This window comes from Massilia sp. UMI-21, from assembly GCA_015277795.1.
GTDB lineage: Bacteria > Pseudomonadota > Gammaproteobacteria > Burkholderiales > Burkholderiaceae_D > Telluria.
Genome location: CP063848.1, coordinates 4568022 through 4583866 on the forward strand (window position 1 = coordinate 4568022; position 15845 = coordinate 4583866).

A 15845-nucleotide genomic window follows, 5' to 3' on the forward strand; every position below is an offset into this window, starting at 1 on the left:
GGCTTGCTCCTCAGCCCTGCGCGCCGGCCGCCGTCGCCGACTGCATCAGTTGCGACAGCACCAGGCGCGCGGTCGAGACATTGGTCGCGCAGGCGATGTCGTGCACGTCGCAGGCGCGCACCAGGGCGTTGATGTCGGGTTCGTGCGGCTGCGGCGTCATCGGGTCGCGCAGGAAGATCACGCAGTCGATCTCGCCGTCGACCAGCAGGGCGCCGATCTGCAGGTCGCCGCCGACCGGACCCGAGTGCTTGCGCGCGACCGCGAGCCCCAGCTCGTTGGCCAGGCGCCCACCGGTGGTGCCGGTGGCCGACAGCGTGCAGCCCTTGAGGAAATCAAGGTACTCGCCGGCGAGGGTGATCATGTCGTCTTTCTTCTTGTCGTGCGCGATGAGCGCAATCCGTGCTTGTCGTTTAGGTGGCGTCATTTTTTAAGCGAGAGAGCGTAAATCCCCACAAGTACGAGACCGGTGCCGGCAAGCTGCACCCCGGTGACCGGCTCGCCCAGGATCAGGGCGCCGAGGAACAGCGTCGACACCGGCCCGATCATCCCGGCCTGCGAGGCGGTCGCGGCGCCGATGCGTTGTACCGCGGCCATGGTCATGAACACAGGAAAGATAGTACAGAATACCCCATTCACGAGCGAGAGCCAGTAAACCCCGGCCGGCTGCACCAGCATGCTCGCCGGGCGCAGCACGAAGAACTGGGCGATGCAGGCGGCGCTCGAGACGCACATGGCGTAGGCCACCAGCCGCAGCGAGCCGATGCGCCTGACCATCTCGCCGGTGCCGAGCAGGTAGACGGCATAGGACATCGCCGAACCCAGTACCAGCAGGGAGCCGACCACTGTGCTCCCCTTCGTACTGCCGGAACCGCCTCCCAGGTCGTGCACGAAGACCAGCACGATGCCGCAATAGGCCAGCGCCAGCGCCGCCCATTCCAGGGGCCGGACGCGGCGCTTGAAGATCATCACGTTGGCGAGCAGCACGAAGGTCGGCGTCAGGAACAGGATCAGGCGTTCGAGCCCGACCGAGATGTGTTGCAGGCCGAGGAAGTCGAGGTAGCTCGACAGGTAGTAGCCGAGCAGGCCCAGCACGACGATGCGCCAGCTGTCGGTGCCCGATAGCGGCGGCTGGGTGCGCATCTTCCAGAGCGCGACGGCGGCAAACACCGGAAGCGAGAACAGCATTCTGAACGCGATCAAGGTTACTGCGTCGATGTGGTAACGGTACAGCAGTTTGGCGACGATGGCCTTCGTGGAAAACAGGACGGCGCCGGCGACGGCGATCGACAGGCCGGCGACGACGGCCGCACGTGGTAAAGGAGCAGCAGGATTGGCGGAAATGCTTTGGTTCATCCGACGATTGTACGAGCGATCCGCCGAGTTCGCTGGAGCTGGGCCGATCGGCAGGCCAGAACGCGGCCGCTTCCGCGTTGTCGAATAGCCCACACCAACCACACCGAGGAGAGACCGAATGACGAACTCGTCAAACCATCGCCACAGGCGGCCCCTTGCGGGCGCAAGACTTGTGCAGACAAGCGTGCCGCCGACACGGGCCATGGGCCGCGGGAGCCCCCAATGAGCCTGTCCGGCATCGATGAACGTCCCGCCCGGCCGCTCGCGCTGGGCCTGGCCTGGATGGTGCTGCTGGCCCTGGCCTGCTGGGCCTGGTTTGCCTTCCTGGGCGCGACACTGACGCTTCCCGCACCCGGTGGCGCCAACTCCCTGCCCTTGCCGCGGCCGCTGCGGGCCGGCGAGGTACTGCTGCTGTTTGCGATGTGGACCGGCCTGTCGGTGGCCCTGATGCTGCCGGCCGCGGCGGGAGGCGTGTTCGTCTACCTGCGTCTCGCGCGCCGCCGCGCCGCGGTGAGATGGCCGCGCCTGGGCACCGCCCTGTTCGCGTTCGGCTGCCTGCTGGCCTGGACCGCCTTCGCGGCCCTGCTCACCCTGCTGCACTGGGGGCTGCACGACACCGGCATGCTCGACGAGGCGCTGGCGGCGCGCCATCCGGCCCTGGAACTGGCGCTGGTGGCGGCCGGCGCCTGGCAGTGGACCCCGGCCAAGCACGCCAGCCTGCAGCATTGCCGCGCTCCCCTGCCCGGCGTGCTGGTCGGCTGGCGCAGCGGCATCGCCGGCGCCCTGCGGCAGGGCGCCGGCCACGGGCGCATGTGCCTCGGATGCTATTGGCCGCTGGTGCTGCTCCTGCTGGGCGGGGGTCCCGGCAACCCGGTCTTCGTGGGCGCCGTCGCGCTGCTGGTCCTGGCCGAACTGCGGCTCGAGGAAGGCTCGCTGGTGGCCTGGGTGTCCGGGATGGGGATGGTCGTCGCCGGTACCTGGCTGTTGTTTCCATGACAGTTTGATCACCGCCTCCGGCGATTTTGCAAGGGGGGCCTATGCTAGAATATCGGCCACTCTTGCATACCGGAAGCTCGAACACTGCCAGCGCGATGCGCCCCAAGGTTTTCGGGCTTTTCTACCGTCTAAGGAATTCTGGAAATGGCTGGACACAGCAAATGGGCCAACATCAAGCATAAGAAGGCCGCCACCGACGCCAAGCGCGGCAAGATCTGGACGCGCCTGATCAAGGAGATCACCGTGGCCGCACGCATGGGCGGAAGCGACATCGCTTCCAACCCGCGCCTGCGCCTGGCGGTCGAAAAAGCGGCCGACGCCAATATGCCGAAGGATAACGTCAACCGCGCGATCCAGCGCGGCGCCGGCGAGCTCGAAGGCGTCAACTACGAAGAAATCCGCTACGAAGGCTACGGCATCGGCGGCGCGGCGATCATCGTCGACTGCCTGACCGACAACCGGGTGCGGACCGTGGCCGAAGTGCGCCACGCCTTCAACAAGTACGGCGGCAACATGGGCACCGAAGGCTCGGTGGCCTTCATGTTCAAGCACGTCGGCCAGTTCCAGTTCGCGCCGGGCGTGGACGAAGACAAGCTGATGGAGGCCGCGCTCGAAGCCGGCGCCGACGACGTGCTGGCCGACGACGAAGGCGGCTTCGAAGTGCTGTGCGACCCGTTCGCCTACGCCGGCGTGAAGGAAGCGCTGGAAAAGGCCGGTTTCAAGGCCGAGGTATCGGAAGTCATCATGAAGCCGGACAACGAGACCGTGCTGGTCGGCGAGGACGCCGCCAAGATGCAGAAGATCCTCGACGCGCTGGAAAACCTGGACGACGTCCAGGACGTCTACACCAACGCCATCATCGAAGAGTAAGTCGAAAGCCCCCCATGAAGATCCTCGTAGTCGGCTCCGGCGGCCGTGAACATGCCCTGTCCTGGAAACTGGCCCAGTCCGAACGCGTCCAGACCGTCTTCGTCGCCCCGGGCAACGGCGGCACCGCGCTCGACGCGCGCCTGGTCAACGTCGAGATCAGCGACCCGGCGGCGCTGGCCGACTTCGTCGTGGCCGAAGGCGTCGCCCTGACCCTGGTGGGCCCGGAAGCGCCGCTGGCGGCCGGCATCGTCAACCTGTTCCGCGCGCGCGGCCTGAAGATCTTCGGACCGACGAAAGAAGCGGCGCAGCTGGAAAGCTCGAAGGACTTCGCCAAGGCCTTCATGCAGCGCCACGGCATTCCGACCGCCAAGTACCAGAGCTTCTCGGATGCGGCCCAGGCGCACGCCTACGTGGACGCCAATGGCGCCCCGATCGTCATCAAGGCCGACGGCCTGGCCGCCGGCAAGGGCGTGGTGGTGGCGATGAGCCTCGACGAGGCGCATGCTGCCGTCGACCACATGCTGTCCGATAACGCCTTCGGCGACGCCGGCGCCGGCGCGCGCATCGTGATCGAAGAATTCCTGGCCGGCGAGGAAGCCAGTTTCATCGTCATGTGCGACGGCAAGAACGTGCTGGCGCTGGCGACCAGCCAGGACCACAAGCGCCTGAAGGATGCCGACGAAGGCCCGAACACCGGCGGCATGGGCGCCTACTCCCCCGCCCCGATCGTGACCCCGTCGATGCACGCGCGCGTGATGCGCGAGATCATCAACCCGACCATCCAGGGCATGGCCAAGGACGGCATCGTGTTCACCGGCTTCCTGTACGCCGGCCTGATGATCGACGCCGAAGGCAACCCGCGCACGCTGGAATTCAACTGCCGCATGGGCGACCCGGAAACCCAGCCGATCATGGCGCGCCTGAAGAGCGATTTCCTGCCGGTGCTCGACCACGCCTGCAACGGCACGCTCGATGCCGTCGAACTCGAATGGGACCGCCGCACCGCGGTAGGCGTGGTGATGGCAGCCGCCGGCTACCCGGACAGTCCGCGCAAGGGCGACGTCATCGACGGCATCCCGGCCGAGACGCCGGAATGCGTCAGCTTCCACGCCGGCACCCAGCTGGTGGGCGGCAGCCTGCAGACCAGTGGCGGACGCGTCCTGTGCGTGGTCGGCCTGGGCGACAGCGTCAAGATGGCGCAGAAGCAGGCCTACGAGACGGTGGAAAAAATCCACTTCAACGGCGCGCAGTACCGCCGCGACATCGGCTGGCGCGGCCTGAAGTAAGCGGCACCAGCACTCGCCACAATTATCAGTGCCGCGCCCTGGGCAGGTGTACAATCTGCCCATTTTTTCGGCCACTCACCCCACACGCATGACCATCCCCGACCCTTCCGCCATCAAAGCCTGGCTGCTCGAGCTCCAGTCCCGCATCGTGGCGGCGCTGGAAGTCGTCGACGGCAAACCCTTCCTGGCCGATAGCTGGGAGCGTCCGGAGGGCGGCGGCGGCATCTCGCGCCTGATCGAAGAAGGCAATGTGTTCGAGCGGGGCGGCTGCAATTTCTCGCACGTCACCGGCGCCAGCCTGCCGCCGTCGGCCATGGCCGCACGTCCGGAACTGGCCGGGCGGGCCTGGGAAGCGATGGGGGTGTCGCTGGTGCTGCACCCGCGTAACCCCTACGCGCCGACCGTGCACATGAATGTGCGCTTCTTCGAAGCCACGCTTGAAGGCAAGGACCCGGTCTGGTGGTTCGGCGGCGGCATGGACCTGACGCCCTACTACGGCAACCAGGATGATGCGCGCCACTTCCACCAGGTCTGCCACGACGCGCTGGCGCCCTACGGTGCAGACCTGCACCCGCGCTTCAAGAAGTGGTGCGACGAGTATTTTTACCTGAAGCACCGCAAGGAGCCGCGCGGCGTGGGCGGCATCTTCTTCGACGACTTCAACGAGACCGGCTTCGACGATGCCTTCGCCATGGTGCGCAAGGTGGGCGACGGCTTCCTCGACGCCTACCTGCCGATCGTGCAGGCGCGCAAGGACACGCCCTACGGCGAACGTGAACGCGATTTCCAGGCCTACCGCCGCGGGCGCTATGTCGAGTTCAACCTGGTGTGGGACCGCGGCACCCTGTTCGGCCTGCAGTCGGGCGGCCGCACCGAAGCGATCCTGATGTCGATGCCGCCGGTCGTGAAATGGCGCTACGACTGGCACCCGGAACCGGGCAGCCCGGAGGCCGCGCTGTACACCGACTTCCTCGTCCACCGGAACTGGCTGGAAGCGAGTCCCGGTTCGTGAGCCGCTGCGTTGCCTTGCTGGGTGGCAGCTTCGACCCGGTGCACCACGGCCACGTCGCGCTGGCCGCGCTGTTTGCCGAACTGCTGCACCCCGACCAGTTGCGCATCCTGCCTGCCCGGCCATGGCAGAAAAGCGGCCTGCAAGCCAGCGACGCCCAGCGCGTGGCGATGCTGGAACTGGCCTTCGCAGGCCAGGCTTTCGAGGTGAGCATCGATCTGCAGGAAATCGAGCGCGGCAGCGCCAGCTACACGGTCGAGACCCTGCGCGGCCTGCGCGCCGAGCTGGGCAATGCCGCCTCGATCGTGTTCCTGATGGGCGCCGACCAGTTGCAAAAGCTCGACACCTGGCGCGACTGGCGGGAATTGTTCGCGCTCGCAAACCTGGGCGTGGCTGCGCGCCCGGGCTATGCGCTGGACCAGGACCAGCTGCCGCCGGCGGTGGCTGCGGCACTCGCAGGGCGGCTGGCGATGCCCGCGGAAGTACGCGCGACGCCCCACGGCAAGGTCTGCCTTGCCCATACCCTGGCAGTAGATATTTCTGCCACACAAATTAGAAACGCCCTGCGTGCAGGAACGGAAATGGGCGCAGACGTAAGCGCGCTCCTTCCGCCGCAAGTGCTAGACTATATTCAACAACATAACTTATATAAAAGCTAATGGATATCAAGAAACTGCAAACCCTCGTCGTTGACGCTCTGGAAGACGTCAAGGGCCAGGACATCGTCCTGTTCGACACGACGCACCTGACCAGCCTGTTCGACCGCATCGCGGTCGTCTCGGGCACCTCGAACCGCCAGACCAAGGCGCTGGCCGCTTCGGTACGCGACAAGGTCAAGGCGGCAGGCGGCGATGTCATCGGCCTCGAAGGCGAAGACACCGGCGAATGGGTGCTGGTCGACCTGGGCGACATGATCGTCCACATCATGCAGCCGGCCATCCGCCAGTACTACCGCCTGGAAGAAATCTGGGGCGAGAAGCCGGTCAAGCTGGGCGCGGCCAAGCGCAAGTCGACGCCGGAAGCCGAGGCCGCCGAGCCGAAGACCAGGTCGAAGCACCTGGCCGCCACCCAGGACCAGCCGGAAGCCCAGCCGGTCAAGGAGCGCAAGCCGGCAGCGCGCAAGACCGCCGCCACCGCCACCAAGACCGCCGCCGCCAAGAAACCGGCCGCCAAGAAGGTCCCGACCGGCAAGACCGTGAAGGTCGCGCCGAGCAAGAGCGAAGTCGCGGCCGTCGAAGCCACCAAGGCCAAGCCGCCGAAGCGCACGCCGAAAGCGGCCGCGGGTGCTGCAAGCGCGGCGGATGCCGAGCCAGTGAAGAAAGTGATCCGCCGCGTCAAGAAGGCCGCCGAGTAAGCTTCTTATGCAGCTGATCATTGCCGCAGTCGGGCACAAGATGCCGGCCTGGATCGAATCCGGGTTCGGCGAGTACACGAAGCGCATGCCGCCCGAGCTGCGCATCGTGCTCAAGGAAATCAAGCCGGTCGAGCGCTCCGGCAGCAAGACCGCCGCCACCGCGATGGCGCTCGAGCGCGAGCGCATCGAGGCGGTGCTGCCGAAGGGCGTGCGCATCATCGCCCTGGACGAGCGCGGCAAGGACCTGACCAGCGTCGGGCTGTCGCAGATGCTGGAGCAATGGCAGCAGGACGGGCGCGACACCGCCTTCCTGATCGGCGGCGCCGACGGGCTCGATCCTGCACTCAAGGCGCGTGCCGAGGGCATGATCCGCATCTCCAGCATGACGCTGCCGCACGGAATCGTGCGTGTGATGCTGGCGGAACAGTTGTACCGTGCCTGGTCGATCACCCAGAACCATCCGTACCACCGCGTCTGAATGCCGCGCCACCGATGAAACCCACCGACAAGAAAATCTACCTCGCCTCGAAGAGCCCGCGCCGGCGCGAACTGCTGCGCCAGGTCGGCGTGGACTTCGAACTGCTGATGCTGCGCAGCGACCCATCGCGCGGCGTCGACGTCAGCGAAGACGTGCTGCCGGGCGAAGACCCGCACGCCTACGTGGCGCGCGTGGCGAAGGAAAAAGGCGCCTTCGCCTGGAACATGCTGCAGATGCGGCGCCAGCCGCTGCGCCCGATCCTCACCGCCGATACCACCGTCACCATCGACGGCGAGATCCTCGGCAAGCCGGCCGACAACAGCGAGGCCGTCGCCATGCTCGAGCGCCTGTCCGGGCGCACCCACCAGGTGCTGACCTCGGTGGCGATCCATGCCGAGCGCGTGGCCGAGCAGGTCACCCAGGTGTCCGAGGTGCGCTTCGCCAGGCTCACGCCGGCGCAGGTCCAGGCCTACTGCGCCACGCCGGAACCCTACGACAAGGCGGGCGGCTACGGCATCCAGGGCCTGGCCGCGCTGTTCGTCGAGCATATCGCGGGCAGCCATTCGGGGATCATGGGCTTGCCGCTGTTCGAGACGGCGCAACTTCTTCGCAAGGCTGGCTACAACATCTAAGCGCTGTTCGTAGGGTGGGCGGGTCTCCCGCCCGCGCGTTCAAATTACATATGAATTGACGCGCCGCAGCACCATTGGCGACGGTTGAACGCGCGGTCGGCGAAGCCGGCTACGCGCCCCGGCCCACCCTACGGAAAACCGGTCACCGGCCATCCGGGAATGATCCGCCCCGTGTATGATGTCGCTCTGAACAATATTGCACGGCCGGCCATGAACGAAGACATCCTCATCAACATCACCCCGCAGGAAACGCGTGTCGCGCTGATCCTCCAGGGCGCGGTGCAGGAACTGCACATCGAGCGCACCCTGACGCGCGGGTTGGCGGGGAACATCTACCTGGGCAAGGTGGTGCGGGTGCTGCCGGGCATGCAGTCGGCCTTCATCGACATCGGCCTGGAGCGCGCGGCCTTCCTGCACGTGGCCGACATCTGGGAGGCGCGCAGCCACGACGGCGGCAACGCCGCCTCGAGCCCGCCGACACCCATCGAGAAGCTGCTGTTCGACGGCCAGGTGCTGACCGTGCAAGTCATCAAGGACCCGATCGGCACCAAGGGCGCGCGCCTGTCGACCCAGATCTCGATTGCCGGCCGCATGCTGGTCTACCTGCCGCAGGATCATCACATCGGCATCTCGCAAAAGATCGAGAAGGAAGCCGACCGCGAGCACCTGCGCACCCGCCTGCAAAACCTGCTGCCCAAGGAAGAAAAGGGCGGCTACATCGTGCGCACCCAGGCCGAGGAAGCATCGGACGCCGACCTGGCCGCCGACGTCGACTACCTGCGCAAGACCTGGGGCGCCATCGTCCAGGGCGCACGCACCCGGCCGCCGACCACCCTGCTCTACCAGGACCTGAACCTGGCGCAGCGCGTGCTGCGCGACTTCGTGCACGACGAGACCGCCACCATCCAGGTGGACTCGCGCGAAAACTACAACATGCTGGTCGAGTTCGCGCAGGTGTTCACCCCGAGCGTGCTGGCGCGCCTGACTCACTACCTGGGTGAGCGCCCGCTGTTCGACCTGTACGGCGTGGAAGAAGAAATCCTGCGCGCCCTCGGGCGCCGTGTCGACCTCAAGAGCGGCGGTTACCTGATCGTCGACCAGACCGAGGCGATGACGACCATCGACGTCAACACCGGCGGCTACGTGGGCGGACGCAACTTTGCCGACACGATCTTCAAGACCAACCTGGAAGCGGCGCACGCCATCGCGCGCCAGCTGCGCCTGCGCAACCTGGGCGGCATCATCATCCTCGACTTCATCGACATGGAGAACAACGAGCACCGTAACGCCGTGCTCGCGGAACTCAAGAAGACCCTGGCGCGCGACCGCACCAAGGTGTCGGTGAGCAGCTTCTCGGCCCTGGGCCTGGTCGAGATGACGCGCAAGCGCACCCGCGAGTCGCTGGCCCACATCCTGTGCGAGCCCTGCCCGGCCTGCTCCGGCAAGGGCCAAGTGAAAACCTCGCGCACGATCTGCTACGAGATCCTGCGCGAACTGCTGCGCGAAGCCAAGCAGTTCAACCCGCGCGAATTCCGCATCGTCGCCTCGCAGGAAGTGATCGACCTGTTCCTGGAAGAAGAATCGCAGCACCTGGCCATGCTGGGCGACTTCATCGGCAAGCGCATCTCGCTGCAGGTGGAAAAGGGGTATCACCAGGAGCAGTACGACGTGATCCTGATGTAGGGTTCACGCGGACAGGCCGTCGTAGATTTCCTCTTCCTGGGCAAAATGCAGGCGCAGGATCGCGTCGAGCGCATACAGGGTGCGGCGCAGTTCGCTGCGGGATGCGCCGTCCTCTTCATCGCGCCATGCCGTACTGGCGAAACGCTCGACGGCACGGCCGAGGCGAAAGATCTCACGATGCGTATGGCTCATCGCGGCCATCGGATCGGCGCCGCCGATCAGGCGCGCCAGTTGCGGATGCAAGTTGACGTCGTCGTCCGACTCGTGCGGCAGCAGATGCTTGCGCAGCATGGCATCGAGCAGCGCAATTTCCTTCCTGAGTGCCGCCGTGGACAGGCTGTCCGTCTCGTCCGCCAGGCGGCCGATTCTCTCGACCATCGGCAGCAAGGCGGCATGTTCCTCGCGCAGCCGGCCGACCTGGTCGGCCGGCATGGTATGCGCCGTCGGTGCGGCATGAATGCGCAGCACCCGTAGCGCATTGACGATCACGGCAACGTCGATCAGTTCCTGCAGCAGTGCGCCATAGACCGGCGGCAGGTAGCCGAACGCGGCGACCAGCATGGCAAGCAGCGACAGGCCCATGCCCGCCACCACGCTTTGCAGGGCGATCCTGCGCGCTCCCTGCGCGATCCGTACCGCGAACGCCAGGCGATCCAGGCGGTCGACCAGCAATACCACCTGGGCCGATTCGGCCGCGGCGGCGGCGCCGCGCGCGCCCATGGCGACGCCGATGTCGGCCGCGGCCAGGGCCGGCGCATCGTTGATGCCGTCGCCGACCATCATCGTCACCCCATCGCGTCTGCCCGCCGCAATGGCATCGAGCTTGGATGCCGGTGTCTGCCCCGCCAGGACCGTATCGATCCCGATCGACCGGGCGATGGTCTCGGCCACCGCGCTGCGGTCGCCGGTCAGCATGGCGATCTTGCCGATGCCGGATGCCCTGAGCAGCCGCAGGGCGCGCGGCGTGTCCAGCCGGATCTCATCGGCCATCCGCAGCACGCCGCACAAGCCGCCGTCGACCGCCACGCAGACCACGGCGGAGCCCTCGTAGGCCGCGCGTTCCAGGATGCCCGCCGACCAGCCGGGCGGCGCGGCGCTTCCGGCCACGTAGTCGTAGCTGCCGACCCGCACTTCCCGGCCGTCCACGCGGCCGGACAGGCCGGCGCCCGGCGCCTCGTCCACGTCGCGCGGGGTGGACAGCACCAGCCCCCGTTCGTTGGCCGCGCCGACCACGGCCTGGGCGATCGCATGGGTGGAAAGCTGTTCCAGCGACGCCGCCAGCCCCAGCACCTGCTGCGGCGGCATGGATGGCGCGCTGGCGATCGCCACCAGCCTGGCCTTGCCGCCGGTGAGCGTTCCGGTCTTGTCGAAGAAGATCGTGTGCACCTGCGCCATCTTCTCGAGGGCGGCGCCATGCTTGACCAGGACGCCCCGCTGGGCACAGCGCGACATCGCACTGACCAGCGCCACCGGCACCGCCAGGATCAGCGGACAGGGAGTGGCCACCACCACGACCGCCAGGGCCCGGCCCGGATCGCCGGTCAGCAGCCAGGACAAGCCGGCGATGCCGAGGGCCAGCGGAATGAACAGGAGGGCGTAGCGGTCGGCCATGCGCGCCGCCGGCGCCTTCGACGCCTGTGCCGACTCGACCAGGCGGACGATGTGGGTGAAGGTGCTGTTTTCCGCGGTGCTGGTCGCCAGCATGTCGAAGGCGTTGCCGGCGTTGACCACCCCGCTGCCCAGCACCGCGCCGGCCGCATACGTGACCGGCAAGGCTTCGCCCGTCAGGCTCGACTCGTCCACCGTGGCGCCGGCCTCCAGCCTGCCGTCGACCGGCACCGTCTCGCCGGGCCGGATCAGCAGGCGGTCGCCCGGCTGGACCGCAGCCAGCGGCACCTGCACCACGCCCCCGCCTTCATACCGGTTGGCCTGCCTGGGGGCGCTTCCGAGCAGGGCCGACATGTCGTCCCGGGCCCGCTTTTCGGCATAGTCTTCCAGGGCCCGCCCGCTGGCGAACATCAGTGCGATCACCGCGGCCGCCAGGGTTTCCTGGAGCGCCAGCGCCCCGACCAGCGCGACCAGGGCAAGCAGGTCGAGTCCCAGTTGCCTGCGCCACAAGGTGACGGCGGTCTCGACCAGCACGCCCAGCAGCACGACGCCGGCCCCTGCGGTCCAGGCCCAGCCAGCCGCGGCGCGAAGCCCGAGCAGGAACAGCACGCCGCCCAGCGCCAGCGCCACGCAGGAGAAGGCGAACTGAAACAGATTGAGCGTGCGTTTTGTCGGCTTAATCATGGATTCATCTGTTTAGGCGAGGATCCAGCACACGCCCGCCGGTGTCAATACGGCCCGTCCACGATGCTAACCTAATTGGGAGAAGAACATGACAGCAAGACAGCATTTCCAAACCGAAGCGCCCGAAGCCGAGGCCGCACACGGCAAGGTCCTGGTGTGGGATGCGCCGGTTCGCGTGTTCCACTGGCTCATGGTCCTCGCGTTCGCCGGCGCCTGGCTGACCGGCGAGGAAGATGGCTGGCGCCTGGTCCACGTCACCCTCGGCTACACCATGGCGGGGCTGGTCGCCTTCCGCCTTGCCTGGGGCCTGGTCGGCACGCGCTACGCGCGGTTCAGCGATTTCGTGCGCGGCCCCGGCAGCGTGCTGCGCTACTTCCGCGCACTCGTGCATGGCAAGCCGGAACACTACACCGGCCACAACCCGGCGGGGGCAGTCGCCATCGTGACCATGCTGGCCCTGACCCTCCTGGTTGCGCTCTCCGGCTGGGCACACTGGCATGGCTACGGCGGCCACACGATGGAAGAGGTGCATGAAGTACTCGCCACGCTCATGCTGGCGGTGGTCGGCATCCACGTGGCGGCGGTCCTGCTCAGCAGTTGGCTGCACCACGAAAACCTAGTCAAGGCCATGATCGGCGGACGCAAGACCGGCAGGCCGCGGGACGGCATCCGGGGAGCACGGCGCGGTGTCGCGGCAGTCGTGCTGCTCGCGGTGCTCGGTTTCTGGTGGCTGCAGTCGCAGGACCCGGTCGGCGCGGGCCAGCCCGCCGAACGCGCGGCGCCAAGCGCCAGGCACGACGCCGGCGACGACGAGGGCTGAGACAAGCCGCGGCCGGTCAAGCGCCGCGGAGGCGGCCATCGGGCCCGCGCCCGGGTGCGTGCCGGGCAAGCCACCGTCGCGCAATATTTTTTCTTGACATGCCGGCCCGACTTCCTTAGCGTCTGTACAGTTAGCGGTTCTTCTTCATGTTCATCGTTGCTCCCCGGGTGCCCCGACATGATGACACACTCCTTCAGGCCCGATGGAAAGGCGCAGGGCCGGCGCCAGATGCGTGATGAAGGCCGGGACGGCGGCGTCCCCGCGCACCACGCCGAACTGGCGGCTGTCGCCGAACGGCTGACCCAGGACCAGATGCTGGTCAACCAGGCGCTGGTCGAGAAGATTTTCGCCTGCGAGCGTGCCGAGGCGGCCTTGCGGGAATCCGAACGGAAGCTGCACGACCTGCTGGCGCACCAGCTGGCGCACCGCGAAGCCGAACGCAAGCGCATGTCCGAGGAAATCCACGACGCGGTCGGCCAGAACCTGCTGGCGCTGCGCATGGATATCGTCATGCTGCACCAGCATACCGGCCAGCGCTTCCCGCGCCTGCACGAATGGGTCGGGGCCGCGCTCGATAACGTCGACATTACCTTGCGCACGGTAAAACACCTGCTCGGCGAGCTGCGCCCGGCCGGGCTCGAGCTCGGCCTGGCAGCCACGCTCGAGATGGAAACCCGCAAGTTCACGCGCAACAGCGGCATCGCATGCCAGCTCGAGCTGGACAGCGCCATCGGCAAGCTCGAGCTGGACGAGGAAATCCTGCTGACGCTCTGCCGGGGCGTGCAGGAGTGCCTGAACAATGTGTTTCGCCATTCGCTGGCAAGCCGCGTCGCCTTGCGCCTGCACCTGGAGCGCGATATGTTGGCAATGAGCGTGCGCGACAACGGCATCGGTTTCGATACCACGGCAGCACGCAGGCCCAGTTGCTACGGCCTGCTCGGCCTGGAAGAGCGCCTGTCCGCCCAAGGGGGCGAACTGGCCATCGCCAGCGAGCGTTCGCGCGGCACCACGGTGACGATGCGGGTTCCGGCGGCACCGCCGCGACAGGGTCCTGCGCCGCCCCGCGATGCGATAGAATGATGCGCTGAACTCATCTTTCCGTCCGGACCTGAACGCGACGCCGGAGCACCGGCGGCCACAGCAGCTGCTGCCCGAACACCATGCCTATATCGACCGAGCTGCTTGCCCTGATCACGGACCGCCTGAGTCCCAATGGCAGACCGGGCAACGCCGACGCCGCCGACCAGGTCTGGCAATGCATGTTCGCGAAATTTCGTCCCCTGGTCGGCCCGCTGAGCACCCACCTGCTGTTCGACCGCAGCCTGCTCGGCCATGCCCGGAATGTTCCATGGCTGCAGGACCTCGCCGGGCTCGACGATTCGCATGACGCCCACGCTACCTTTGGCGCCTTCATGCGCCGCCTGCACGAACAGCCACCGGAAGAGGTCGTGGCAGTCAACCGCGTGCTGCTCAGGACCTATGTCGCCGAGCTTGCCGAGCTGATCGGCGAGCGCCTGGCAAGCCGCTTCCTGCACGCGGCCTTCGCGCCGAACGATACACACAAGAATATTTAGGAGAACCGCTGCATGACCGACCTACCCGACCTGCGCCCGCTGGCGACCGGCATCCCTGGATTGGACACGATCCTCGGCGGTGGTCTGCCCGCGCTATCGTTCAACATCATCGGGGGCACGCCCGGCAGCGGCAAGACGACCTTCGCCCAGCAGCTCATGTTCGAACTGGCCGGTCCCGAGCGCAAGGCCCTGTTCTTTACCGCGATGGGCGAGCCGCCCATCAAGATGCTGCGCTACCAGCAGCAGTTCAGCTTCTTCGATGTCGACAAGGTCGGCGATACGGTCAACTTCATCAGCCTCGCGCAGCAGGTCGAGACCGGCAACTACGACGGCGTGCTGGCCCAGATCCTGGAAGAAGTGCGCCTGCACCAGCCGGGCCTGGTGTTCATCGACTCCTTCCGCTCCTTCGTCGAAGGCGCGCGCGGCGACGACCAGGATGCCGCCGCGCTCCAGACCTTCGTGCAGCGCCTGGTGGCGCACATGACCACCTGGAAGGCGACCAGCTTCCTGATCGGCGAATACACCTGGGGCGAAGCGCACCGCAACCCGATCTTCACGGTGGCCGACGGCATTGTCTGGCTCGACCAGCTCATGGAGCGCAATGCGATGTCGCGCAAGATCCAGGTGGTCAAGATGCGCGGCCAGAAGCAGCGCCCCGGACTGCACGCCCTGCGCATCGATGAGGGTGGCATCCGGATCTTTCCGCGAATCATCCCCAGGATCGAAGCGCCCGCCAGGGACGCCGCCCGCCCACCCGTGGAGCGGCTCTCGAGCGGCGTGGCGGCGCTCGACGACATGTTCGGCGGCGGCATTCCCAAGGGGTATTCGGTGCTGGTGGCCGGCCCGACCGGCTCGGGCAAGACCGTCCTGGCCACTGAATTCCTGGCCTGCGGCGCCGCCAGTGGCGAAACCGGGGTGGTGGCGATGTTCGAGCGCAGTCCGGACCAGATGAGCAACCTCAAGCTCGACGCCCTGGTGCGTTCCGGCCAGGTCGCCATGATCGGCGTGCGCGAGCTCGACCTGTCCTTCGACGAGATCATGCACGAACTGCTGGGGACCATCGAGGCGGTCGGCGCCACCCGTGTGGTGCTCGATTCGCTGGCGGGTTTCGAGCTGGCCCTCGGCCCCGAGGACCGCAACGATTTCCGCGAATCGTTGTATCGCCTGTCCACGGTCCTGCGCGCGAACGGCGTGACCATCATGATGACCAGCGAAGTCCCGGACAGCTACCAGGAACTGCGCCTGGGCGCCCATGGTGGCGGCGTGCTGGTCGACGCCATCGTCCTGCACCGCTACGTCGAGGCGCAGTGCCGGCTGCACACCGTGATTTCGGTGGTGAAGGTGCGCGGCTCGCGCCACAGCCGCGATTTCCGCAGCTTCGAGATCACCGACGACGGCATCGTCATCGGCACCGAACCGGCGCCCTTCGACGGCGTGCTGCACGGCAGCGCAAGGATGCGCGAGCCCGGCGAGCGCTAGCGCCCGGCCCGCGCGGGGC

General features: G+C 67.1%; 16 protein-coding genes. 13 read left to right on the forward strand and 3 right to left on the reverse strand.

All coding sequences use genetic code 11. The annotated features are described in order from the left end of the window. Positions 1-10: 10 nt before the first annotated feature. Complete coding sequence (locus IM543_20100) at positions 11-424, reverse strand: methylglyoxal synthase (protein QOY93812.1); 414 nt, start codon at positions 422-424, stop codon at positions 11-13. Continuing rightward, positions 421-1353 (reverse strand): EamA family transporter, encoded by a 933-nt coding sequence (locus IM543_20105; protein ID QOY93813.1) that lies wholly within the window; start codon positions 1351-1353, stop codon positions 421-423. The genes IM543_20100 and IM543_20105 overlap by 4 nt, the downstream gene beginning before the upstream one ends. Before the next feature lie 222 nt (positions 1354-1575). On the opposite strand from IM543_20105, the gene IM543_20110 reads away from it, so the two are divergent. The 9 genes from IM543_20110 (at position 1576) to rng (ending at position 9661) form a co-directional block, all read left to right on the forward strand. Beyond that, a complete protein-coding gene (locus tag IM543_20110) occupies positions 1576-2349 on the forward strand; it encodes a DUF2182 domain-containing protein (protein QOY93814.1) in 774 nt (257 codons plus the stop codon). Positions 2350-2493: 144 nt separating this feature from the next. Beyond that, complete coding sequence (locus IM543_20115) at positions 2494-3219, forward strand: YebC/PmpR family DNA-binding transcriptional regulator (protein QOY93815.1); 726 nt, start codon at positions 2494-2496, stop codon at positions 3217-3219. A gap of 14 nt (positions 3220-3233) precedes the next feature. Next, a complete protein-coding gene (gene purD / locus IM543_20120; protein QOY93816.1) occupies positions 3234-4505 on the forward strand; it encodes a phosphoribosylamine--glycine ligase in 1272 nt (423 codons plus the stop codon). Positions 4506-4593: 88 nt separating this feature from the next. After that, the gene (hemF, locus tag IM543_20125; GenBank protein QOY93817.1) at positions 4594-5517 is read left to right on the forward strand and encodes an oxygen-dependent coproporphyrinogen oxidase; all 924 of its coding nucleotides are present in this window, start codon (positions 4594-4596) and stop codon (positions 5515-5517) included. Next, positions 5415-6173, forward strand: a complete 759-nt coding sequence (locus IM543_20130; GenBank protein ID QOY93818.1) for a nicotinate-nucleotide adenylyltransferase — start codon at positions 5415-5417, stop codon at positions 6171-6173. The genes hemF and IM543_20130 overlap by 103 nt, the downstream gene beginning before the upstream one ends. After that, positions 6173-6868 carry a ribosome silencing factor gene (gene rsfS / locus IM543_20135; protein QOY93819.1) on the forward strand — a complete coding sequence of 232 codons (696 nt, stop codon included), beginning with the start codon at positions 6173-6175 and terminating at the stop codon, positions 6866-6868. Before IM543_20130 ends, rsfS begins: the two co-directional genes overlap by 1 nt. Positions 6869-6875: 7 nt before the next feature. Then, positions 6876-7346: a 23S rRNA (pseudouridine(1915)-N(3))-methyltransferase RlmH gene (gene rlmH, locus IM543_20140; protein QOY93820.1), complete on the forward strand. Its 471-nt coding sequence runs from the start codon at positions 6876-6878 to the stop codon at positions 7344-7346. Positions 7347-7360: 14 nt separating this feature from the next. Next, a complete protein-coding gene (maf, locus tag IM543_20145) occupies positions 7361-7978 on the forward strand; it encodes a septum formation inhibitor Maf (protein QOY93821.1) in 618 nt (205 codons plus the stop codon). Positions 7979-8188: 210 nt separating this feature from the next. After that, the gene (gene rng, locus IM543_20150) at positions 8189-9661 is read left to right on the forward strand and encodes a ribonuclease G (GenBank protein ID QOY93822.1); all 1473 of its coding nucleotides are present in this window, start codon (positions 8189-8191) and stop codon (positions 9659-9661) included. Positions 9662-9664: 3 nt separating this feature from the next. Here rng and IM543_20155 read toward each other — a convergent pair whose 3' ends face one another. Then, the gene (locus IM543_20155) at positions 9665-11953 is read right to left on the reverse strand and encodes a heavy metal translocating P-type ATPase (GenBank protein QOY93823.1); all 2289 of its coding nucleotides are present in this window, start codon (positions 11951-11953) and stop codon (positions 9665-9667) included. An 88-nt stretch (positions 11954-12041) separates the two neighbouring features. Here IM543_20155 and IM543_20160 point away from each other — a divergent pair, with 88 nt between their 5' ends. From IM543_20160 to IM543_20175, 4 genes are all read left to right on the forward strand, one after another. Beyond that, positions 12042-12773, forward strand: a complete 732-nt coding sequence (locus IM543_20160) for a cytochrome b/b6 domain-containing protein (GenBank protein ID QOY93824.1) — start codon at positions 12042-12044, stop codon at positions 12771-12773. 177 nt (positions 12774-12950) lie between these two features. Next, complete coding sequence (locus IM543_20165; protein QOY93825.1) at positions 12951-13853, forward strand: hypothetical protein; 903 nt, start codon at positions 12951-12953, stop codon at positions 13851-13853. Positions 13854-13933: 80 nt separating this feature from the next. After that, positions 13934-14347, forward strand: coding sequence for a hypothetical protein (locus IM543_20170; GenBank protein ID QOY93826.1), 414 nt, complete (start codon positions 13934-13936; stop codon positions 14345-14347). Between the two features lie 12 nt (positions 14348-14359). Continuing rightward, on the forward strand, positions 14360-15826 hold the full coding sequence (locus IM543_20175; GenBank protein QOY93827.1) for an AAA family ATPase: 1467 nt from the start codon (positions 14360-14362) through the stop codon (positions 15824-15826). Positions 15827-15845: the final 19 nt, after the last annotated feature.

Coding starts and splice junctions, on each gene's coding strand:
- IM543_20100 (QOY93812.1), bottom strand. CDS start 424: ATGACGCCACCTAAACGACAAGCACGGATTGCGCTCATCGCGCACGAC.
- IM543_20105 (QOY93813.1), bottom strand. CDS start 1,353: ATGAACCAAAGCATTTCCGCCAATCCTGCTGCTCCTTTACCACGTGCG.
- IM543_20110 (QOY93814.1), top strand. CDS start 1,576: ATGAGCCTGTCCGGCATCGATGAACGTCCCGCCCGGCCGCTCGCGCTG.
- IM543_20115 (QOY93815.1), top strand. CDS start 2,494: ATGGCTGGACACAGCAAATGGGCCAACATCAAGCATAAGAAGGCCGCC.
- purD (QOY93816.1), top strand. CDS start 3,234: ATGAAGATCCTCGTAGTCGGCTCCGGCGGCCGTGAACATGCCCTGTCC.
- hemF (QOY93817.1), top strand. CDS start 4,594: ATGACCATCCCCGACCCTTCCGCCATCAAAGCCTGGCTGCTCGAGCTC.
- IM543_20130 (QOY93818.1), top strand. CDS start 5,415: ATGGCGCTACGACTGGCACCCGGAACCGGGCAGCCCGGAGGCCGCGCT.
- rsfS (QOY93819.1), top strand. CDS start 6,173: ATGGATATCAAGAAACTGCAAACCCTCGTCGTTGACGCTCTGGAAGAC.
- rlmH (QOY93820.1), top strand. CDS start 6,876: ATGCAGCTGATCATTGCCGCAGTCGGGCACAAGATGCCGGCCTGGATC.
- maf (QOY93821.1), top strand. CDS start 7,361: ATGAAACCCACCGACAAGAAAATCTACCTCGCCTCGAAGAGCCCGCGC.
- rng (QOY93822.1), top strand. CDS start 8,189: ATGAACGAAGACATCCTCATCAACATCACCCCGCAGGAAACGCGTGTC.
- IM543_20155 (QOY93823.1), bottom strand. CDS start 11,953: ATGATTAAGCCGACAAAACGCACGCTCAATCTGTTTCAGTTCGCCTTC.
- IM543_20160 (QOY93824.1), top strand. CDS start 12,042: ATGACAGCAAGACAGCATTTCCAAACCGAAGCGCCCGAAGCCGAGGCC.
- IM543_20165 (QOY93825.1), top strand. CDS start 12,951: ATGATGACACACTCCTTCAGGCCCGATGGAAAGGCGCAGGGCCGGCGC.
- IM543_20170 (QOY93826.1), top strand. CDS start 13,934: ATGCCTATATCGACCGAGCTGCTTGCCCTGATCACGGACCGCCTGAGT.
- IM543_20175 (QOY93827.1), top strand. CDS start 14,360: ATGACCGACCTACCCGACCTGCGCCCGCTGGCGACCGGCATCCCTGGA.